Genomic DNA, 18,180 nt, shown 5'->3' with positions numbered 1-18,180 from the left:
CTACTCAAAATTTTGGTAATGGTATAAATTTGAAGTATTTAGACTTTAGTTACTGATATTTTAAGATAGAAACTGTTGATCAAATCATAAAAAAGGGTGAATAGCAGATATCTGCTATTCACCCTTTTTTCGTTTGTCTATAGTTTGGTATAAATCACTAAAGCATGATTAACAGCCAAGTTTGCCTTCAGCTTCTAACGCTTTTTTGCTGCGAATAGGGGCTGGGCAATCTTCACCATAGTATTGACGATCAGCGAAATAACTTGAGCGTACCATCGGGCCTGCCCAAATGCTAAAGAAACCAATCTTTTTGCCGTAGTCCATATAACGTTGAAATTCATCTGGATGAACGTAACGATCGACTGGTGCATGGTTTTTGCTTGGTTGTAAGTATTGACCAATCGTAATCATATCGACATCATGCGCTTTTAAATCGTCAAGCAACGCATAAATTTCTTCTTCAGTCTCACCAAGACCCACCATAAAGCCGCATTTGGTTGCGATATCAGGACGACGCTCTTTATAAATCTTGAGCAAGTCAAGCGAATGCTGATAGTCAGAACCTGGACGGAAAGCTTTGTATAGACGTGGTACCGTTTCGATATTGTGGTTAAACACATCTGGTGCGGTCTCTGTCAATAAGTCTAGAGCGATATCCATGCGGCCACGGAAATCTGGCACTAGGATTTCAATCAAACAGTTGGGGCTAAGCGCTCTTGATTCGTTTAATACTTCTACAAAATGTCCTGCACCACCATCTTTTAGATCGTCACGATCGACAGAGGTAATGACGGCATATTTAAGCTGTAGACCTTGAATGGTTTCGGCAGTATGACGTGGCTCATCCTTATCTAGCTCATTAGGGCGACCATGACCGACATCACAGAATGGACAGCGACGCGTACAGATATCACCCATGATCATAAAGGTTGCCGTACCGTCGGCAAAACACTGCGGCAAGTTAGGGCAGGCCGCTTCTTCACAAACGGTATAAAGCTTCTGCTCACGAAGAGTGGCTTTGATGCGCGCCACTTCAGCAGGCGACGACATTTTTACTCGGATCCAGTCAGGCTTCTTCTTTGCCTCAACCGTTGGGATTACTTTAATTGGGATACGCGCAACTTTATCATAGCCACGCAATTTTTCGCCTTGGATCGCCTTTTTGGGTTTGGCCTTGGCGGCAGGGACATGGGTTTGTACGGCAGTTGTCATAATAAGTTTATCTCTTAACCCTTTATAGAATAAGGGTTTATGGAATTATTAGCATGGTTTCTGAGTTGGGCCATTATAACAGAAATTTAAAGACTGATTTTTAATCAATGCGATTAAGATTATTCTATATTTCAAACTACTGTATTTTCGAAACAACTATATTTTCAAAACTACTGGTCATTAAAGTTATTGGCTATAAGAACCATTATGCGACTAAGAGTACTAGAGCGCTATTGTTAAGCATAGTTTTAAATATCAATATCGATATTCAACTCATTCAGTGCTTCTATGGCAGCGCGAAACGCTTCTTGAGTAGTAGGTGCACCGCAGTATGGCAAGCTATGCATTAGGATTTCTCGAATCTCAGCGACACTTGCACCATTATTAATCGCGCCTTCGATGTGTCCTTTTAATTCATTTGGACTTTTTTGCGCAATCAAAAAGGCAATCGTGATTAATGAGCGATATTTGCGCGGTAATACCGAATCATCTTGCCACGTACTACCCCAAGCATGTTCAATGATCCAATCTTGTAAAGGCTGAGTAAAACCAGTAGCAGTCTCTAATGACCGCTTTACATGATCTTCACCCATCACCTCGGTACGAACCTTTAAACCATTTTTGTAATGAGCAGTAATGCTTATACTCGTATCTTGATCGGTTTCCCTATTATCGTTCATATGGCATCCTTGCGGCTAATAAAATTGTTATGGCCGCGCTATTTTACCAAAATCATATTTTTATCAAAGCATTATGTTATAAAAAACGATACCTATCATATGGTATTCACTTTGGTATAAATCAAGCAATCGGTTATAAAAACTATCTGTCCAAAATTGAACCTCAAATATCAATTTTAGAAAGGCAGTCAATCATATTTTTGATACTACTATTTTTCTACTAAATGTCCAATATGGCCCCATTATGCGCCTTTTCAAAGCTCAGCCATTAACATTTAGAGCATTTTAAGCTATGATTGCACGACTTATTATTCCATATGGTGCATGGTCGCAGGCTGTCATGTTGACTACCCACGTCATGTACTAAATCCCCAACTGACGAGGACGATTATTGTGTTAGAAGCTTATCGTAAACATGTCGAAGAACGTGCTGAGCTAGGAACCGTACCACTACCATTGAATGAAAAACAAGTAGCAGAGTTGGTCGAACTATTAAAAAATCCTCCAGCAGGCGAAGATGCTTTTTTATTGAACTTATTAGAAAACCGTATTCCTGCTGGTGTTGACCAAGCAGCTTACGTTAAAGCAGCATTTTTAGCCGCTATCCTAAAAGGTGAAACATCTTCACCATTGATCAGCAAGCAAAAAGCAGTCCAAATCTTAGGTACAATGCAAGGTGGCTATAACGTGCAGCCATTGGTTGCGGCATTAGATGATAGCGAAGTCGCACAAGATGCTGCTGAAGCATTGAAAAAGACATTGCTCGTCTTTGATGCATTCAATGATGTCACTGAAAAAGCAGAAGCGGGCAACGACATTGCAAAAAGCGTTGTTCAGTCTTGGGCCGATGCTGAATGGTTCTTGAACCGTGACGCAGTACCAGAAAAAACCACATACACCACGTTCAAAGTGACTGGCGAAACCAATACGGATGACTTGTCACCTGCGCAAGACGCATGGAGCCGTCCGGACATTCCACTGCATTCATTAGCCATGCACAAAAACTCACGCGATGGCATCGATGCGGATCAAGAGGGCGTTGTTGGCCCAATGAAGCAGATCGAAGCGCTTAAAGAAAAAGGCCATCCGCTAGCCTACGTGGGTGATGTTGTTGGTACTGGTTCTAGCCGTAAGTCTGCTACCAACTCAGTACTGTGGCTCATGGGTGAAGACATTCCTAACGTGCCAAACAAACGCGGTGGCGGTCTTGTACTTGGTAACAATATCGCTCCTATCTTCTTTAATACCATGGAAGATTCAGGCGCATTGCCAATCGAAAAAGTCGCGGTTGATAACCTAAACATGGGTGATGTGTTTGATATCTATCCATACGAAGGCAAAATCACGAAGCATGACTCTGACGAAGTACTTTCTACTTTCAACTTGAGTTCGCCAACATTGCTTGATGAAGTACGTGCTGGTGGCCGTATTCCATTGATCGTTGGTCGTGGTTTGACTAACCGTGCTCGTGAATATATGGGTCTTGGTCATTCAGACGTATTTGCTAAGCCAGAAGAACCAGCTGATACTGGTAAAGGCTTCACCCTTGCACAAAAAATGGTTGGTAAAGCTTGCGGTCTAGAAGGCGTACGTCCTGGTATGTACTGTGAACCAAAAATGACCACCGTCGGTTCTCAAGATACAACAGGCCCAATGACGCGTGATGAGCTAAAAGATTTGGCATGTTTGGGCTTCCAAGCGGATCTCGTGATGCAGTCATTCTGTCACACAGCCGCTTATCCAAAGCCAGTTGACGTTGAGACTCAGCATACACTACCTGACTTTATCATGAACCGTGGTGGTGTCAGCTTGCGCCCAGGTGACGGTATCATCCACTCATGGTTGAACCGTATGCTACTTCCAGATACCGTTGGTACTGGTGGTGACTCGCACACTCGTTTCCCAATGGGTATTTCGTTCCCAGCCGGTTCTGGCTTGGTAGCATTTGCTGCAGCAACTGGTGTGATGCCACTTGATATGCCTGAATCTGTCCGTGTTCGTTTCGTGGGTGAGCGTCAGCCTGGTATCACGCTACGTGACCTAGTACATGCGATTCCTTATCAAGCGATCAAAGAAGGTTACTTAACCGTTGACAAGAAAGGTAAAATCAACGAGTTTAACGGCCGCATCCTTGAGATTGAAGGTCTAGAAGACTTGACCGCTGAGCAGGCGTTTGAGCTATCTGATGCCTCAGCTGAGCGTAGTGCTGCTGGTTGTACCATCACTTTGTCTGAAGCGTCAGTGACTGAGTACCTAAACTCAAACATCACGCTACTTAAGTGGATGATCTCTGAAGGCTATGGCGATGCGCGTACCATCAGTCGCCGTGTTGAGCAAATGCAAGAGTGGTTGGCTAATCCAAGCCTCATGCGTGCTGATGACGACGCGGAATACGCCATTGACATCACCATCGATATGTCTGACATCAAAGAACCAATCCTTTGCTGCCCGAATGATCCAGATGATGCCAAAACCTTGGCTGATGTGGCTGGCGATACCATTGATGAAGTATTCATTGGTTCATGTATGACCAATATCGGTCATTTCCGTGCCGCGGGTAAACTGCTACAAGACGTACCAGCAGGAAGCCTAAAAACTCGTCTATGGATTGCACCGCCGACCAAGATGGATGCACGACAGTTGATGGAAGAAGGATACTACAACATCTATGCTCAAGCTGGCGCTCGTACTGAGATGCCTGGTTGTTCACTATGTATGGGTAACCAAGCACGTATCGCACCGAAGTCTACTGCGGTATCGACGTCTACGCGTAACTTCCCTAACCGTTTGGGTCAAGGCGCTAACGTATATCTGGCTTCTGCAGAGCTTGCAGCAGTTGCCGCCGTACTTGGTAAATTACCAACGAATGAAGAATATCAGCAGTATGCTGGCATGCTAAACAGCATGGGCGATGAAGTCTATCAATATATGAACTTCGATCGTATGGAAGACTATACGGAAGAAGCTGATAAGATTAACGTTGCTCAGTTGAGTTAATTTTGGTTGACGTTTAAGTAAAACGTTTTAAGTTCTACCTTTCTTATTTAAATAAAAACCCCGTATCGTAATGATGCGGGGTTTTTGCATTGTAAATACATAGGCTGATTTTTTATGCCATTTTATGTATAATATACGGGCAGGCGGAAACCGTGGCTCTGCACTTCCTCTCTCTTTTCTAACTCGGGACGGACCGATACTTTGATATGCACTTCTTTGTTTAAGTACAGGTGCTTTGGAGTCTTGGTTGATTACTTTATCCCCACTCAAACGTCGCTTCATTTATGTGACATCTTTCGAAATTATCGCTATTATTTTATCTACTCTTATATTGATGAAGCTTAGTCATAGCGATGCAGCAGAATCCTTGCCTATCGCAGTAATGATGTCGATGGCAGCCGTTATTTGGAACTTTATATACAATACCGTTTTTGAAGCGTGGGAACGTCGCAGGCAAATTGTACGTCGTACGTTATGGATACGTAGTGCCCATGCTTTTGGTTTTGAAGGCGGTCTAGTATTGATCTGCTTGCCACTCTATATGATTTGGTACGATGTTGGTCTAGTAAAAGCCTTTATGATGGAGGTAGCGCTGTTGCTATTCTTCTTAGTCTATACTTTTACGTTTACTTTAATTTTTGACAAGATATTCTCATTACCTTATCAACATGAGTCAGCTTCCGCATCATAAATAACGACTATACTGTTAAGCAGTGACAATGACATTGCGTACAAGAAAGGCTGCTAATGAGCAGCCTTTTTAACGATATCACTAAATCGCCAATCAGTTATTTACCTTGATAAACGGGTTTGCGCTTCTCCATGAAAGCAGTAATCCCTTCTTTAAAGTCATCTGTCACGGCCATCATGTTTTGTTGTTCAACTTCCATATCTAGGGCTTCATTCAACCCGCCAAATGCATGTACATTGATCATATGTTTCATAGATGCCAATGCTTTGCCAGGTAGATTGCTCAAGCGAGTTGCTAGTGCTTGAACGCTTGCATCTATCTCATCAGCGCTGACGACAGTATTTACCACATTTAATCGTGCCATATCATCGGCTTTGAGCTTATCACCAAGCATAACCAGTTCAGTCGTCTTTGCAGCTCCAATCAATTGATTCAATAAGTAGATACCGCCTGCATCTGGAATGAGGCCAATATTGACAAACGCTTGAACAAACTTCGCATTCTCGCTGGCGATACGAAAATCACAAGTCAGTGCTAAGTTCATACCAGCACCTGCCACTGCGCCTTCTAGTTTTGCGATAATTGGTTTGTGGATATTGCGCAGCTTCAGGCTAATCTCTGCCACTTCTCTCAGCATAAAATCAAGCTTATCAACTAGAGCCTCAGATTCCATACCATTTTCAAGCATCTCACCAATGTGACCACCACTAGAGAAGTTATTGTTTGCGCCTTGTAGTACGATGACGCGTATCTCTGTGTCCTCATCAGCCCTATTGAGTGCTTCCATCATCGCGTTTTTTAATGGGGTGCTAAACGCATTTAGGGTTTTAGGGTCGTTCATGGTGATCGTCGCGATATGATTTTCGCTTTGATACTCAACGAGAGAATGTGGCATCTGATATTTCCTTATTTTTAATGACTGTTTACAATAATTATTTGAAGTTGATATACAAAAATTGACGACAACAAGACGCTCAATACTCATTACTATAGCAGCTCGCTATGATTATAAAAGTCGGTTTTGTGGGCGCTTAAGACACATTCAAGTCTCAGTCAAGCGCTATAAATGAGCGCAGGTATTTTGTACGAAAGGCTCAGTACGCATTGTTATTAAAAATATTAGTCATACGATGATGTTGAAAGGATCGAGCAAGTTGATTGGATGGTAAAGCACTTTTAGAGAATGACACTTAAGAGTATGAGTATTTGATATTTTATTGATAAAAAAGACCAGTATCATCAGGTGATAGTGGTCTTTTTATGTCATTAGATGGGTCAATATTTGATGTTTAGAGGCCTGAGATGTAGTCGATACTACCATCATCCACTTTGCCAAACACCTCAGCGCGATTCACGATCTCAGTGGCCCAAGCGCGATGGGTGGCAGGTTCGAGCATAGTATTGTTGTATTTAAACACTGCCTTGGCTTCGCTATGAAGTATCGCTTGCGCCTCATCTAAAACGCTCGATGGTACGCGATAGGCTTGTTGTACCAAAGCAATTTGGCTCGGATGAATAACGGTCTTACCGACCAATCCCAAACTGACATCATGAGTCAGCTCTTGCATAAACAACGTTGGCTGATCTAAATACTCAAACACGGGCGCTGTCAAATAAAAACCATGCGGCACAAAGCAGCCAAGTAACTGATAGGCAAGGGTGCCAATAGGAGTATCATAAACGATGCTATTTTTTGGTCGTCGTAAGCGCAGCGTGGCAAATAAATCATTGCCACCGATGCGCAGTGCAAAAACTGGTTGGTTGAATGCTTCTTTGAACGCAATAGCCAGCTCTTGGTTATGATGCGGATTAAAAAGTGCGGCGGTTTCAAGGGTTGGCATGAGCAATTGATCGGCGCTCAGATTCTGACAAGCCATGCGCCAATTGGACAAACTGCACATATCGACTTTTGGCATGACAAAGCCGTCAATCAAGTCAATATTGGCGTAGTCAGCCAGCTGTTGTAGCATTGCCGGATTACGCGGACGAATAAATACCAGTGGGCGAGTCGGATGTTGTGCTTGTTGCTTTGTTCGGAGATCATTCTGTTTTGATGGATTGTTAATACTGTCTATATGCGTGGCCCATGTCTGGAGCAATACTTGCAAGCGTTCGAGTGCCAATTCGACATCGTTATGACTGACCGCATCTTCTAAGCAAATAATAATGCTATTGATCGTTGGCAGTTTTTCACGCGTGATGACCTGCCAGATATCTTGACGCGTTGCAGGCATATAAAGACTGGCACCAAGCTGATAAGGATGATGGGTATGCGGTCTAACCATTGCATGACGCTCAGTCACCAAATGCGCATAAGACTGGGTGTAGCTATAAATGTGTGACTCATTGTTTAACGTATTTGGCATAATCGGCATCGTAAGTAGTAAATGGTTATAGAGATAGTATATAAGCTGACGGTTTAGCTCTGACTATCAGTTGTTTCATACACAGTTGTATTGCAGTCATTAATGATCTTTGCTACGCTGCTTAATAAGGGTGATGGCTTGATAAGGCAGTATTTTATCACCTAATACACTGACAATGATATTTCGTTGCTTGCATAAATGTCGCAGCAATGTGGTATCAGGGTGTTCGGCAGTTGCCAGTAATATACGCTCGGGGTCACGGCGCAATATCGCTCGTGTCGCCTCTGCGATCGTTGGCTTGATGCGGTTGCGATTGGTAATACCATAATCAGCGGCCAGTTTATCAATTAAATTGGCCGTCTGGTAGCGTGGCTGCTTGAACGTTGGTAAATACTGCGGTGCTATAGATAAGTTGTGGCGTGCGACGTTGATACAATCAATAAAAGCTAAGCTATGATCTGCTTCAACCAAATTGTCATAAAAAACACTGCGGTGAAGCCCTGATTGAGGCTCAGTGTATAAACTGCGCGATATAAGTCCCGATACAGTACTGTTTAACAGTCCTGAGGGGATCAACCAGTCTTCCTCACTGGCACTCAGCCAAGCAACGCCAGCAGGGTCAGCCAAGGTCAATAAAGGAATCACCTCAGCACCTTGATGGAAAATATTGGTAAAGTTAGGGTGACTAGAGTCGCTAAAGGTCTCAAGGCTACGAGTGAGCTCTTGATAAATCGCTCCTTTACCTGTCCAGCCATCCACAAATACGATAGGAGAGTCTGGATAAGCGTCCAATAGCATTTGTAGAGCAAGTGGATCAAGACCACGGTCACGTATGATACTAATGCCATAATGTACACTTGGTAATGCGTAGTTACTCTGCGTATCGGCAAGGGCTCTTTGCAATAGCACCCCAATCGGCAAACCCGCTCGTACTAAACTGACCAAAACCAATGGGTGCTCATCGCTGACGGTTGGCTGAAAAATACGATGTAAGGTATAAGCCAAATTCGCAATATCAGTCGCGGTTCTCGCAGTTCCTTGTTCTAGCGCCTGGATGTAGAGCTGTTCATGCATAGCACTTGGTGCGTCCTCCAGCGTCAGCATATCTGAGTAGTGCCGTTGCCCATTTTGGATAAGAGCTTCTTTTTGGCTGACGGGCACATCGGCAACGGCATCTTTAGCGACAATATCAAGCAGTACCGTCACATCGCTGGCAAGATAATTACCTGAGCCATAGTTTGCTAAATCGGCTCTTTTTGTGTTTTTATTATTTGAAATCATAAGAAGAATATTTACACTCGTGGTGATGACAATGAGGTTGCGCGGTTATGATTAAACACAACTACTGAGTAAGGCGTTGCTCATGTAGCTGACCATGATTGGGCATGCCGTACCAGTCAAGCAATTGTAGAAATGGCAAATCCGCTAGGCTGTCACCGAAGCCGAAGCTGGGACGATTTTTGTCTAAATGGTTATCTAATAGAAACTTTACGGCATGATGCTTATGAACCGCATGCGGCAATATCGCCAAATTGTTCGCATTCACATGTACATAAAAATGAGCGTCAAAATCTGGTATCAGCGCAGGCAGCTGCTGAGCCAACTCTGCTAGTACTTGATGGTCTTTTTGCGCATGTTTAATAGCCAAATAGACAGTCAAATTCGTATCATTATTGCTGTTAGAATCATGACTGAAGCTGTCAGTGTGCGGTGTCAATACTAAGCTATCAAAAAGAGTATTAGAAGGATGGTCAAGCAACTCAGTAAGCTGGTGCAGCTTGTCTTGTATGGGGGCAAGTGCTTTATACATCTGCTGCTGCCAATCGTTAAATAGTGCTCCATCAGAGGTTAAGATAATTGCGCCATGGGTCAATACTTGCCAGCTGTTAAAAGGAAGTTTTACACGCTTGATTTCGCTGCGGTCACGTGCCGTTACTACGATTAAATCAGTGCTCGCAAACAGCCAATTCACAAACGCAGCTTGGCGCTGACTCATGAAACTTAGCGGTTCGCCTTTTTTATTGACTGTCGCACACACCAAATGTTCAGGTTCAGCAGTAGGCACATTCCATGCGTCAATTTTACGCTGAGTTTGGAATAAAGTATCGTCCAAATCCATGAGAGCATAAGGCTTAGTAATGTTTGGATTGGCTTGAAAAAATGGGGTAGTCATGGATTATTTGTGCCTTGATTGTTTTTAAATAATTTGCTTTGATATAAAAAACTATCGATAACATCTTGCGTTCTGCGTTGCTGAAAACTCAGTCATGCCCACTATCGGCACCTACCACAAGCACGTTATCTAAGCCTTTCCACATGTCATCAACGCTATCTACTGAGGTCTCAACGCATAAGACAATCAAGTCCCAATCATTTGGCTCAACGTTATAGACAAAGTTGGTCATGCCAAGCCCATAATTATCGCTAAAGCTCAACATAGTGGTAATGGCACCGCCAAGCGCGATCGGTGAGCGTGTCAACGCACTAAAGTTAACCGTAGACTCGGTGTTAGCCTCTTGCCTTTGAGTGTGCATTTCAAGCCATTCTGCCAATAAAAAAGGCAACCAAACAAATTCATTACTTCCCAGCACCAAGATTTTTTTGGGCAATTGAGCAACTGCAAAATTGTCTTGACCGCTGAATTTGGTAAAAGAAGTCTGAAATCTCGACAGATAGTTATCAAAGCCGTCCGTGCTGTCTATCGTTGGAAAACGGCCCCAACCACCCGTATGACCTAATGCTTGACTGCCAGCCTCAGTTGTATCGACTGATGGCATAATAATTGGCTCAGGATTAGGTGCATCTGTCCACTGCCAAGCCCCAGAGAGCAAATGATGACGATGAAAATCAACACCTGCCAAGCGTGCCGCCATTTGCTCAGGTATCGCGCTATCGCCTGTCTCGTCTGTTTTGTTCTGATCCAATGACCAATCAACCAAGGTGGTGAGATGTACTTGTTCTAACTGCGTGAGTCCTGCATTACGTAAAGCCGTGACGACATTGACACACGTATTACCTGTTGAAGCTTCATCATCAACCATGATAAGGGTTTTGCTGGTGAGCAACTGATCTTGAGTGACTTTATCAGCACTTTGATAGATCAAGTGTTGGCTGGCATGGCTGTGGTCTTCACTAAATGTCGTTAGCAGTGACTCAGTACTGTCAGCAGTGTGCTGCGCATGACGGGTAGAATTTAACAGTAAAGCATTTGGATAACGCGTTTGTAGCGCTTGATGCACGCCAGCTGACAAACCAACGGCTGTTTCTGCCATGCCAATGACCAATATAGGTTCAGGCAGCTGGCTAGGAACTAGATTTGCAAGCTCGGTAAAAGCATAACGCATGGTGCTGGGAGCAACTGGAATATGACGACCCAATACTTTTGAGACAAACAAAAATGCCCGTTTTGGATTGATGCGCTGGGCAAAACCAAGCAAATCTTCTAACTGGTAATGATCAAAATTGTCCGAACCTTGCTTATTTGAGCTGTGGCTACTTGTTGCAGAATTGATCTGATAAGTTAAGTCAAGCGTGCCTCGCGGCAAAGTAATAGTCGTACTGTGTTGCTTATTTGACATTCATGTTCCTTGATACTTTTAATTTTATACAGCGACAAGCTTTTTAACTTTGACGCTTTGCCAGTTGTAGCGTAGCCAGTTATTTACTCAGTAGTGCTTTCTTCAATTTTTACACCTGTCATGACCGCGCGCACTTGGCAGGGTATTATTTGTTGTGCTATATCTGCAAGCTTTGGCTTTTCGGTCAAACCTAACCAATAGGCAAAACCAATTTTTGTCAAATCTACACCGCTATGTGTGGTATAACCAATACCACCAGACGGGCGGCTATTGATTTCAAGCACACGATGCTGACCATTCTCATCAGCTTTGGTTTGCACACTGACAATACCGTCACAGCCGAAAGCCTGGATCAATGGAATGACAACATCCATGACCGATTGTTCGTAACCGATGTGCTGAATTTTTCCTGTTTTATAACGCGTGACCGCAGCCAAGACTTCGCCATATTCGCACACTACATCGATTGAGTACTCTTGTCCTGGCAGATACGGCATCAGTAACATAGGAATAGGACGCTCTTCTAACATTAGACTGTGTGTGTAAGCATTGATAAACTGAGCCGTGCTGATCCTTTTTTCTTCAGTAAAATACAAGTGCTCAAAGCTATCATATTGCTTGCCTGTCTCTTGTCCTGAATCTAACTGCCAAAATCCTTGTGCAAAGATTCCAGTGACGGGTTTGATGCATAGTGGCTGATGATCATGTTCGGCAAGTAGGTCTTTAAGCTCTGCAATATTGTCAAAGCGCCAAGCGTGTGCGACAGGAATATCATGCTGATGACACTGTTGCATAAAGGCGAACTTATCATCGATTGTTTTTAAGGCATCGACGCTGGTCGCGCCCGTCAATAGACGGATACCCGCTGCGTCAAATTCTTCACGGTGTTCTTCATATGCGATATTATTGCGTCCAGTAAGCAATACTTTGGTATGGTTTTGACGCGCATGTTCTAAGACAAATTTCCAACGCGGTATGACTGGTTCGGCATCAGATTTTTTGTCAGTATTGGCAGTGGTGTCAAACGGCTCATAATACACTTTATCAGCAAATTCAAAAATCTCAGGTCTGTTGTGACGGTGTGAGGCAATGATAGAAAATGGCGTAGTAGACTGATCTTTCAATGCTTGTAGGCTGTCTAACATATCGCGCTGGCTAGATTGACCTTCAGCTAACCAAGCAGCTGTTGATGGGATATGGTGGCTATCGTGAATAGGGTTATCCATAATTCTCTCTTGTCATAAGTGTTAACTGTCATTGGATAACTCAGTGTCGTCATCGCAACACTACCAGCAATGTAAGTCAGACCAATCAGGGTTTGGTAACGTTATTTAAGTCACTTTGTCTAATGAGCCTGAAATGGGATAGGTGCCATATTGCCGATAGCAGCGTATATTATATACAAATGCTAGGCGTTATAAATACTCCTGACACGATAGTAGCGAGTATTTTTTAATAGCAATTTTTTGAGTATTTTTAATATGTTATGAAATGGGGTTACTGATCAAAACAAGGATATATCCATACTACTAAAGTCGGATAGCTGGCATAATAACCACAATGCATAATAAATTATTTAAAGGACACATAATGAGCCAAATTCACTCTCAAACACTGGTTGCAGGTGCCAATGCGCCTCTGCCAACTGAAAACATTAGTATTCGTATATTAAGCCAAAATGCGATTGATTGTGCTGCGTATCGCCTCACGAGTAGTGGTAAAGTGCGCGGTGATGGCGACATGATATTTTATGGACAGAAGCGTAGCGATGATGGCAGTGTTAGCTTTCGCGGTCATGACAGTGATGGATTTTTTGATATTAATTTGCCTGCTCAACCTGCAAGCATCGAAAAAATAGCCCTTGCATTCTCTAGTGAGCAAACCTTGTCCCAAGTCGGGGACGTAGACATTCAAGTGTTGCAAGGCAGTCAAGTGCTAATGACTTGCCAATTAAGCGCGGCTGGGCGTAACGAAAAAGCCATTATTTTGGCTGAATGTTATCGTAGGCAGGGCAGTTGGAAGTTTCGTTTTATTGCTCAAGGGTTTGAAGGTGGTCTAAAGCCTTTGTCTGAGCATTTTGGCGTTGAGATTGCGGATGAAGCACCAGCCCAATCCCAGAATCATTCTCAAAACCAGAACCAGTCTCAAAACCAGAACCAGTCACAACCTATCAATACACAACGTCCAATTAATACACAAAAAGCAAGTAGTGCTTCTCAAACAAGCACACCACCACCGATTCCATCCAATCCTTCAATCAATCTAAGCAAGATCACACTAACCAAAAACCAATCCAGCATCAATCTTAAAAAACGCGATGACTTTGGCAAAATTTCTGTCAATCTAAACTGGAACCAACGTCCAAACACTGATAAACAAGCACCCAAAAAAGGGTTGTTGGGCGATCTTTTCAAACAGCATAAGGCCGGCGGTATCGATCTTGATGTTGGTGCAATGATTCACCTAAAGAGCGGTGAGAAAACACTGATTCAAGCGTTAGGCAATCGCTTTGGTAGTTTGCAATCAGCGCCTTACGTTTGTTTGCGTGCCGATGATAGAACAGGTCAAATCAGTGGTGGAGAGTGGCTTGATATTAATGGCCAGCAATGGTCGCAAATTGAAGAAGTATTTATCTTTGCCTTTATTTACGAAGGCGCACCCAACTGGGAAAAAACCGATGGGGTAGTAACCATACATGTACCTGAACAGTCGCCGATCGAAACACGTTTAACAGAAGGTGCTGGTAATCTGCCGATGTGTGCCATTGCACGTTTGGTCAATCAGCAAGGCAGTATCAATGTTGAACGTATCAATCAGTACTTTAAAGGCCATCAAGAAATGGATAAAGCCTTTAATTGGGGATTTAGCTGGAAGCGTGGCAGTAAATAAAACAGCATAGTAAAACATAAAAAATCAGCCCCTTTATTACAAATAGAGGGGCTGATGACTTTTAGCATTATAAGATTTGTTCAGGATAAACAGTTAAGCGTGCGGTGTGATGGCAGGCATGAGGTCATGGAAGGTGCGACCAGAAGCGGTCTCACCAATTGCATGCATTTTCCACTCATTGTTATGACGATACACTTTTGCCATTATCATTGCCGTATGGCTGCCTTGCGCCGATAGATTATAACGGGCAACCTCGGCATTGTTGTTGGCATTGACAATACGGCAAAATGCATTCGATACTGTCTCAAAGGTCTGACCAGTAAAGCTATTAACAGTAAAAACAAGCGACACAACATTGGCAGGGATTTTTGATAGGTCAACATTGATGACTTCATCATCGCCTTCACCGTCACCCGTACGATTATCGCCAGTATGCACGATACTGCCGTCTTTTGAGGTCAGCTGACTGAACCAAATCGCATCAACGGCTTGTTTGTTCGCATCAAACATGATGCAAGAGGCGTCTAAGTCAATAGAATCACCACCGCTGCCGCCACCAAATAATTTTCCCAAAAACCCACTTTTTTTATCTTGTGGGCCTTGGGCGACATCCCAACCCAAACCCAACTTTACCTGTGTAAGGTCGCCGCCAGCTTCTTTGCTGAGAGAGATTTTTTGACCTTTTTGTAAACTAATCGCCATGAGATAATCCTTATAATAATTATGAATGAATCGTTAAATGACATCTGTTTTTAAGCAGTTTCGTCTTAGAGAGTGTTATTGTTCTATAGGATACATCGCTATAAAATATTGTTTAAAAACCCGCTATTACCACCGCGTCCACCCGAGCTTGTGCCCAAGATGCTTTGTAGCCAGCCTTGATAACTGTCGCGATTGCGCGAGCATATAATGACTTTACCCGTACCAGAGAAGTTCAATACCATGCCTTCGCCGCTGGTGACAGAATTGATAATATTGCTCATGATGCCTTTTTTCTTACTAGTGGACACAGACAGCTTATAATCCAGGTTTGAGTCCCAACACACCACGTGTCCATTGTCGATAATGACGTCTTTATCTGGTGTCACATCAATCTCAAACAACGAACCAAAACCCGATACGACCACTTGGCCTTGACCCTGTGTTTGCATGACCATAAAGCCACCAGTATCACCAAACACTGCACCACCCAAGTTACGCTGAATATTAGCTCTGATATCAACGCCTGTCTGTGCGGCAACAAAAGCACCATCACTCAAGGTATACTGCTGCGCACCGACATCAATAATCTGCATGTCGCCGTCGAGCGTTGGCGCAAGTAAACAATCCCCTTCGCCGTTGACCGCTTCGATCTGCTGCTGAAATAAGGACTCATCGTTTGCAAACCGGCGCATCAATGATTGCATAAACCCGCCTTGCAACTTGCCTTTAAGCTCAAGATTTGATTCCATCATTACCATTGCATTGGCTTCACAATAGATCGAGTCGCCTTTTTTGAGATTGCAATGCAAAAAAGGTTCAATGGTTCCAATTAAGCTGAATGTTGCGGCCATGATTTGCAAGTCCTTATTCTAATACTTTGAAAATGTATGCTTATGACACATGATTTTATATGTCGATATTCTAAAAAAGCCATCAAATGTATAAACGATTACACTTGATGGCCTATGTTTGATCCAATCAAAATTTGATTGTACCAATTAAATGAGCAAATAATGATGCTGGTAAAACGTTACACGTTCACACCGTAAGAAGCCGCTAATGGTCCAAGACCACCGCTAAAGCCCTGACCAACGGCACGGAACTTCCAATCGCCGTTATGACGATATAATTCACCAAATATCATCGCAGTTTCAGTGCTACCATCTTCTGACAAGTCGTAACGGGCAATTTCAGCATTGCCATTGTCATTTAAGACACGGATATAGGCATCGCCAACTTGACCAAAGTTCTGGTTACGGCCTTGACCTTCATAGATGATGGCACAGATTGCAACTTTGCTGACATCAGATGGGATACTAGCAAGGTTGATTTTGATTTTTTCGTCATCACCATCACCTTCACCAGTACGGTTGTCGCCAGTATGCTCAACAGCGCCATTATCTGATTTTAGGTTATTAAAGAAAATGAAATCTTGGTCGTTACGTACTTTGCCTGCTTCATTAACCAAAAAACCAATCGCATCTAAGTCAAATTCTTGCCCGTCAGTGGCACGTGGATCCCATCCAAGACCGACTGTGATATTGGTTAAACCTGGCGCTTCTTTTGATAAATTTACGTTGCCGCCTTTTGTTAAACTGATAGCCATACAAAGATCCTTTAGATTAATAATTAAGTGGATTAAGTGATAGAAAAAGTAAACTAAAAATGATGTGTTTATGAGCAAAAGTGGCAAATACATCTAGCTGTATGCCATGCTCTACATATCACTACGCTTTACTATACTAAGCGTTTGCTGACTAAGCAAGGCGTATTTTGTGCGCTTACTATATGTTTACCAAGAGACATAATTGATGTTTACTAAGAGAAATAATTGCTGGTTATCTCTGATACTTTTTAACACTCTCTTTATATTAGTTAAGGTTAAACGATCAGAAAATACTTGGCCCAAGCATGTTTAATCGGAAAAAACCGACCAGCCCGTTTTTTCTACGAACAGCTCTAATGCTTTTAATCCAAGCTTGGAGTTTCCGATATGATCAAGCCCTGGCGACCAGACAGCGATAGAGCCTTTACCGGGGGCTATGGTCAAAATACCGCCACCAACGCCACTTTTACCGGGTAAACCGACGCGATAGGCAAATTCACCAGAGCCATCATAATGCCCGCACAGCATCATTAGCGAGTTAATCCTTCTTGCCCGGTGCTCGTTGATCACGCGTACCCCTGAGTGCTTATCAACCCCGTTAGAGACTAAATAGAGACCGGCGCTGGCTAATTGCTGGCAATTCATCGCAATCGAACATTGATGAAAGTAAGTACCCAACACCTTATCCACATCGTGCTTGAGACGACCAAAGGATTTCATAAAGTGGGCAAGTGATGCGTTACGGTCTTTATGCTCCATCTCGGACGCTGCGACTTTGTGGTCAAAACGGATGGACTCATCGTCCGTAATAAAGTGCACAAACTGCAGAATCTCACCCAATACTTCTCTAGGTTCGTGACCCATCATGATCGCATCCACCACCGCAATCGCACCGGCATTAATAAATGGATTGCGCGGTCGACCAGTTTCATGTTCCAGCATGACGATTGAATTAAAGGGATCACCTGATGGTTCACGACCAACGTGTGTCCAAAGTCCATCGCCCAACTTGCCAAGACCAATGGTTAGGGTGAATATTTTAGAGATACTTTGGATCGAAAACAGAGTGCTTGCATCACCTGCTGTATACATTTGTCCGTCAGGTGTCGCTACTGCAATACCAAATTGATTTGGGTCTATGTGGGCCAGTTGCGGAATATAATCTGCTACTTTTCCACGATCAGTCTCAAGCGCCATCTGTGCGGCAATATCATCAAGAATTTGTTGCATATAAGTTGTATAGCCGTATTTCTGTTGGTGAAGGTTGTGTTATAAAGGATTGTACTGATAGAGCAGCGATTTTAACCGAATATAGAGTCACAAGGATGAAAAATTTGCATTTTGAGCGAAAATGGTTTTATGACATCGGTATCTTAAATATCAGCTCCATGAAGGAAGTAGAGTCATGCAAAAAAAAGCAGACCATATCTGATGATATAATCTGCTTATATAAGACGTA

The 18,180-nt window shown here is 43.1% G+C and carries 15 protein-coding genes; 3 read left to right on the top strand and 12 right to left on the bottom strand.

Translation table 11 applies throughout. The features are described from left to right. Nucleotides 1-168 precede the first annotated feature (168 nt). Both lipA and A3K91_RS09355 read right to left on the bottom strand, forming a co-directional pair. Nucleotides 169-1,212, bottom strand: a complete 1,044-nt coding sequence (gene lipA / locus A3K91_RS09360) for a lipoyl synthase (protein WP_057760861.1) — start codon at nucleotides 1,210-1,212, stop codon at nucleotides 169-171. 248 nt (nucleotides 1,213-1,460) lie between these two features. Next, the gene (locus tag A3K91_RS09355) at nucleotides 1,461-1,892 is read right to left on the bottom strand and encodes a carboxymuconolactone decarboxylase family protein (RefSeq protein ID WP_062845012.1); all 432 of its coding nucleotides are present in this window, start codon (nucleotides 1,890-1,892) and stop codon (nucleotides 1,461-1,463) included. A 393-nt stretch (nucleotides 1,893-2,285) separates the two neighbouring features. On the opposite strand from A3K91_RS09355, the gene acnB reads away from it, so the two are divergent. Together acnB and A3K91_RS09345 are read left to right on the top strand one after the other, a co-directional pair. After that, entirely contained in the window at nucleotides 2,286-4,889 is a 2,604-nt protein-coding gene (acnB, locus tag A3K91_RS09350; protein WP_062845011.1) for a bifunctional aconitate hydratase 2/2-methylisocitrate dehydratase, read from the top strand. 247 nt (nucleotides 4,890-5,136) lie between these two features. Continuing rightward, nucleotides 5,137-5,580 (top strand): PACE efflux transporter, encoded by a 444-nt coding sequence (locus A3K91_RS09345; protein WP_062845010.1) that lies wholly within the window; start codon nucleotides 5,137-5,139, stop codon nucleotides 5,578-5,580. Between the two features lie 97 nt (nucleotides 5,581-5,677). Here the strand turns inward: A3K91_RS09345 and A3K91_RS09340 are convergent, their stop codons facing one another. From A3K91_RS09340 to A3K91_RS09315, 6 genes are all read right to left on the bottom strand, one after another. Beyond that, nucleotides 5,678-6,475, bottom strand: a complete 798-nt coding sequence (locus A3K91_RS09340) for an enoyl-CoA hydratase/isomerase family protein (protein ID WP_062845009.1) — start codon at nucleotides 6,473-6,475, stop codon at nucleotides 5,678-5,680. 394 nt (nucleotides 6,476-6,869) lie between these two features. Next, the gene (locus tag A3K91_RS09335; RefSeq protein WP_084387321.1) at nucleotides 6,870-7,946 is read right to left on the bottom strand and encodes an HpcH/HpaI aldolase/citrate lyase family protein; all 1,077 of its coding nucleotides are present in this window, start codon (nucleotides 7,944-7,946) and stop codon (nucleotides 6,870-6,872) included. A 99-nt stretch (nucleotides 7,947-8,045) separates the two neighbouring features. Then, the gene (locus A3K91_RS09330; RefSeq protein WP_062845008.1) at nucleotides 8,046-9,227 is read right to left on the bottom strand and encodes a cysteine protease StiP domain-containing protein; all 1,182 of its coding nucleotides are present in this window, start codon (nucleotides 9,225-9,227) and stop codon (nucleotides 8,046-8,048) included. 61 nt (nucleotides 9,228-9,288) lie between these two features. After that, a complete protein-coding gene (locus tag A3K91_RS09325) occupies nucleotides 9,289-10,119 on the bottom strand; it encodes an HAD hydrolase family protein (protein ID WP_062845007.1) in 831 nt (276 codons plus the stop codon). An 88-nt stretch (nucleotides 10,120-10,207) separates the two neighbouring features. Next, nucleotides 10,208-11,524, bottom strand: coding sequence for a phosphoribosyltransferase domain-containing protein (locus tag A3K91_RS09320; protein ID WP_062845006.1), 1,317 nt, complete (start codon nucleotides 11,522-11,524; stop codon nucleotides 10,208-10,210). A gap of 83 nt (nucleotides 11,525-11,607) precedes the next feature. Further along, nucleotides 11,608-12,750: an ATP-grasp domain-containing protein gene (locus A3K91_RS09315; RefSeq protein ID WP_062845005.1), complete on the bottom strand. Its 1,143-nt coding sequence runs from the start codon at nucleotides 12,748-12,750 to the stop codon at nucleotides 11,608-11,610. A 364-nt stretch (nucleotides 12,751-13,114) separates the two neighbouring features. On the opposite strand from A3K91_RS09315, the gene A3K91_RS09310 reads away from it, so the two are divergent. Next, nucleotides 13,115-14,413, top strand: a complete 1,299-nt coding sequence (locus A3K91_RS09310; protein ID WP_062845004.1) for a TerD family protein — start codon at nucleotides 13,115-13,117, stop codon at nucleotides 14,411-14,413. 93 nt (nucleotides 14,414-14,506) lie between these two features. Here A3K91_RS09310 and A3K91_RS09305 read toward each other — a convergent pair whose 3' ends face one another. From A3K91_RS09305 to A3K91_RS09290, 4 genes are all read right to left on the bottom strand, one after another. Then, on the bottom strand, nucleotides 14,507-15,115 hold the full coding sequence (locus tag A3K91_RS09305) for a TerD family protein (RefSeq protein WP_062845003.1): 609 nt from the start codon (nucleotides 15,113-15,115) through the stop codon (nucleotides 14,507-14,509). Between the two features lie 98 nt (nucleotides 15,116-15,213). Next, nucleotides 15,214-15,966, bottom strand: coding sequence for a TIGR00266 family protein (locus A3K91_RS09300; RefSeq protein ID WP_062845002.1), 753 nt, complete (start codon nucleotides 15,964-15,966; stop codon nucleotides 15,214-15,216). 179 nt (nucleotides 15,967-16,145) lie between these two features. Beyond that, a complete protein-coding gene (locus tag A3K91_RS09295; RefSeq protein ID WP_062845001.1) occupies nucleotides 16,146-16,721 on the bottom strand; it encodes a TerD family protein in 576 nt (191 codons plus the stop codon). A 309-nt stretch (nucleotides 16,722-17,030) separates the two neighbouring features. Beyond that, a complete protein-coding gene (locus A3K91_RS09290; RefSeq protein WP_062845000.1) occupies nucleotides 17,031-17,951 on the bottom strand; it encodes a glutaminase in 921 nt (306 codons plus the stop codon). Nucleotides 17,952-18,180: the final 229 nt, after the last annotated feature.

The sequence above is a fragment of the Psychrobacter alimentarius genome (genome assembly GCF_001606025.1).
Classification (GTDB): domain Bacteria; phylum Pseudomonadota; class Gammaproteobacteria; order Pseudomonadales; family Moraxellaceae; genus Psychrobacter; species Psychrobacter alimentarius.
The sequence above is the reverse complement of the archived record's forward strand: the minus strand, read 5'-3'. Positions and strand labels throughout refer to the sequence as shown.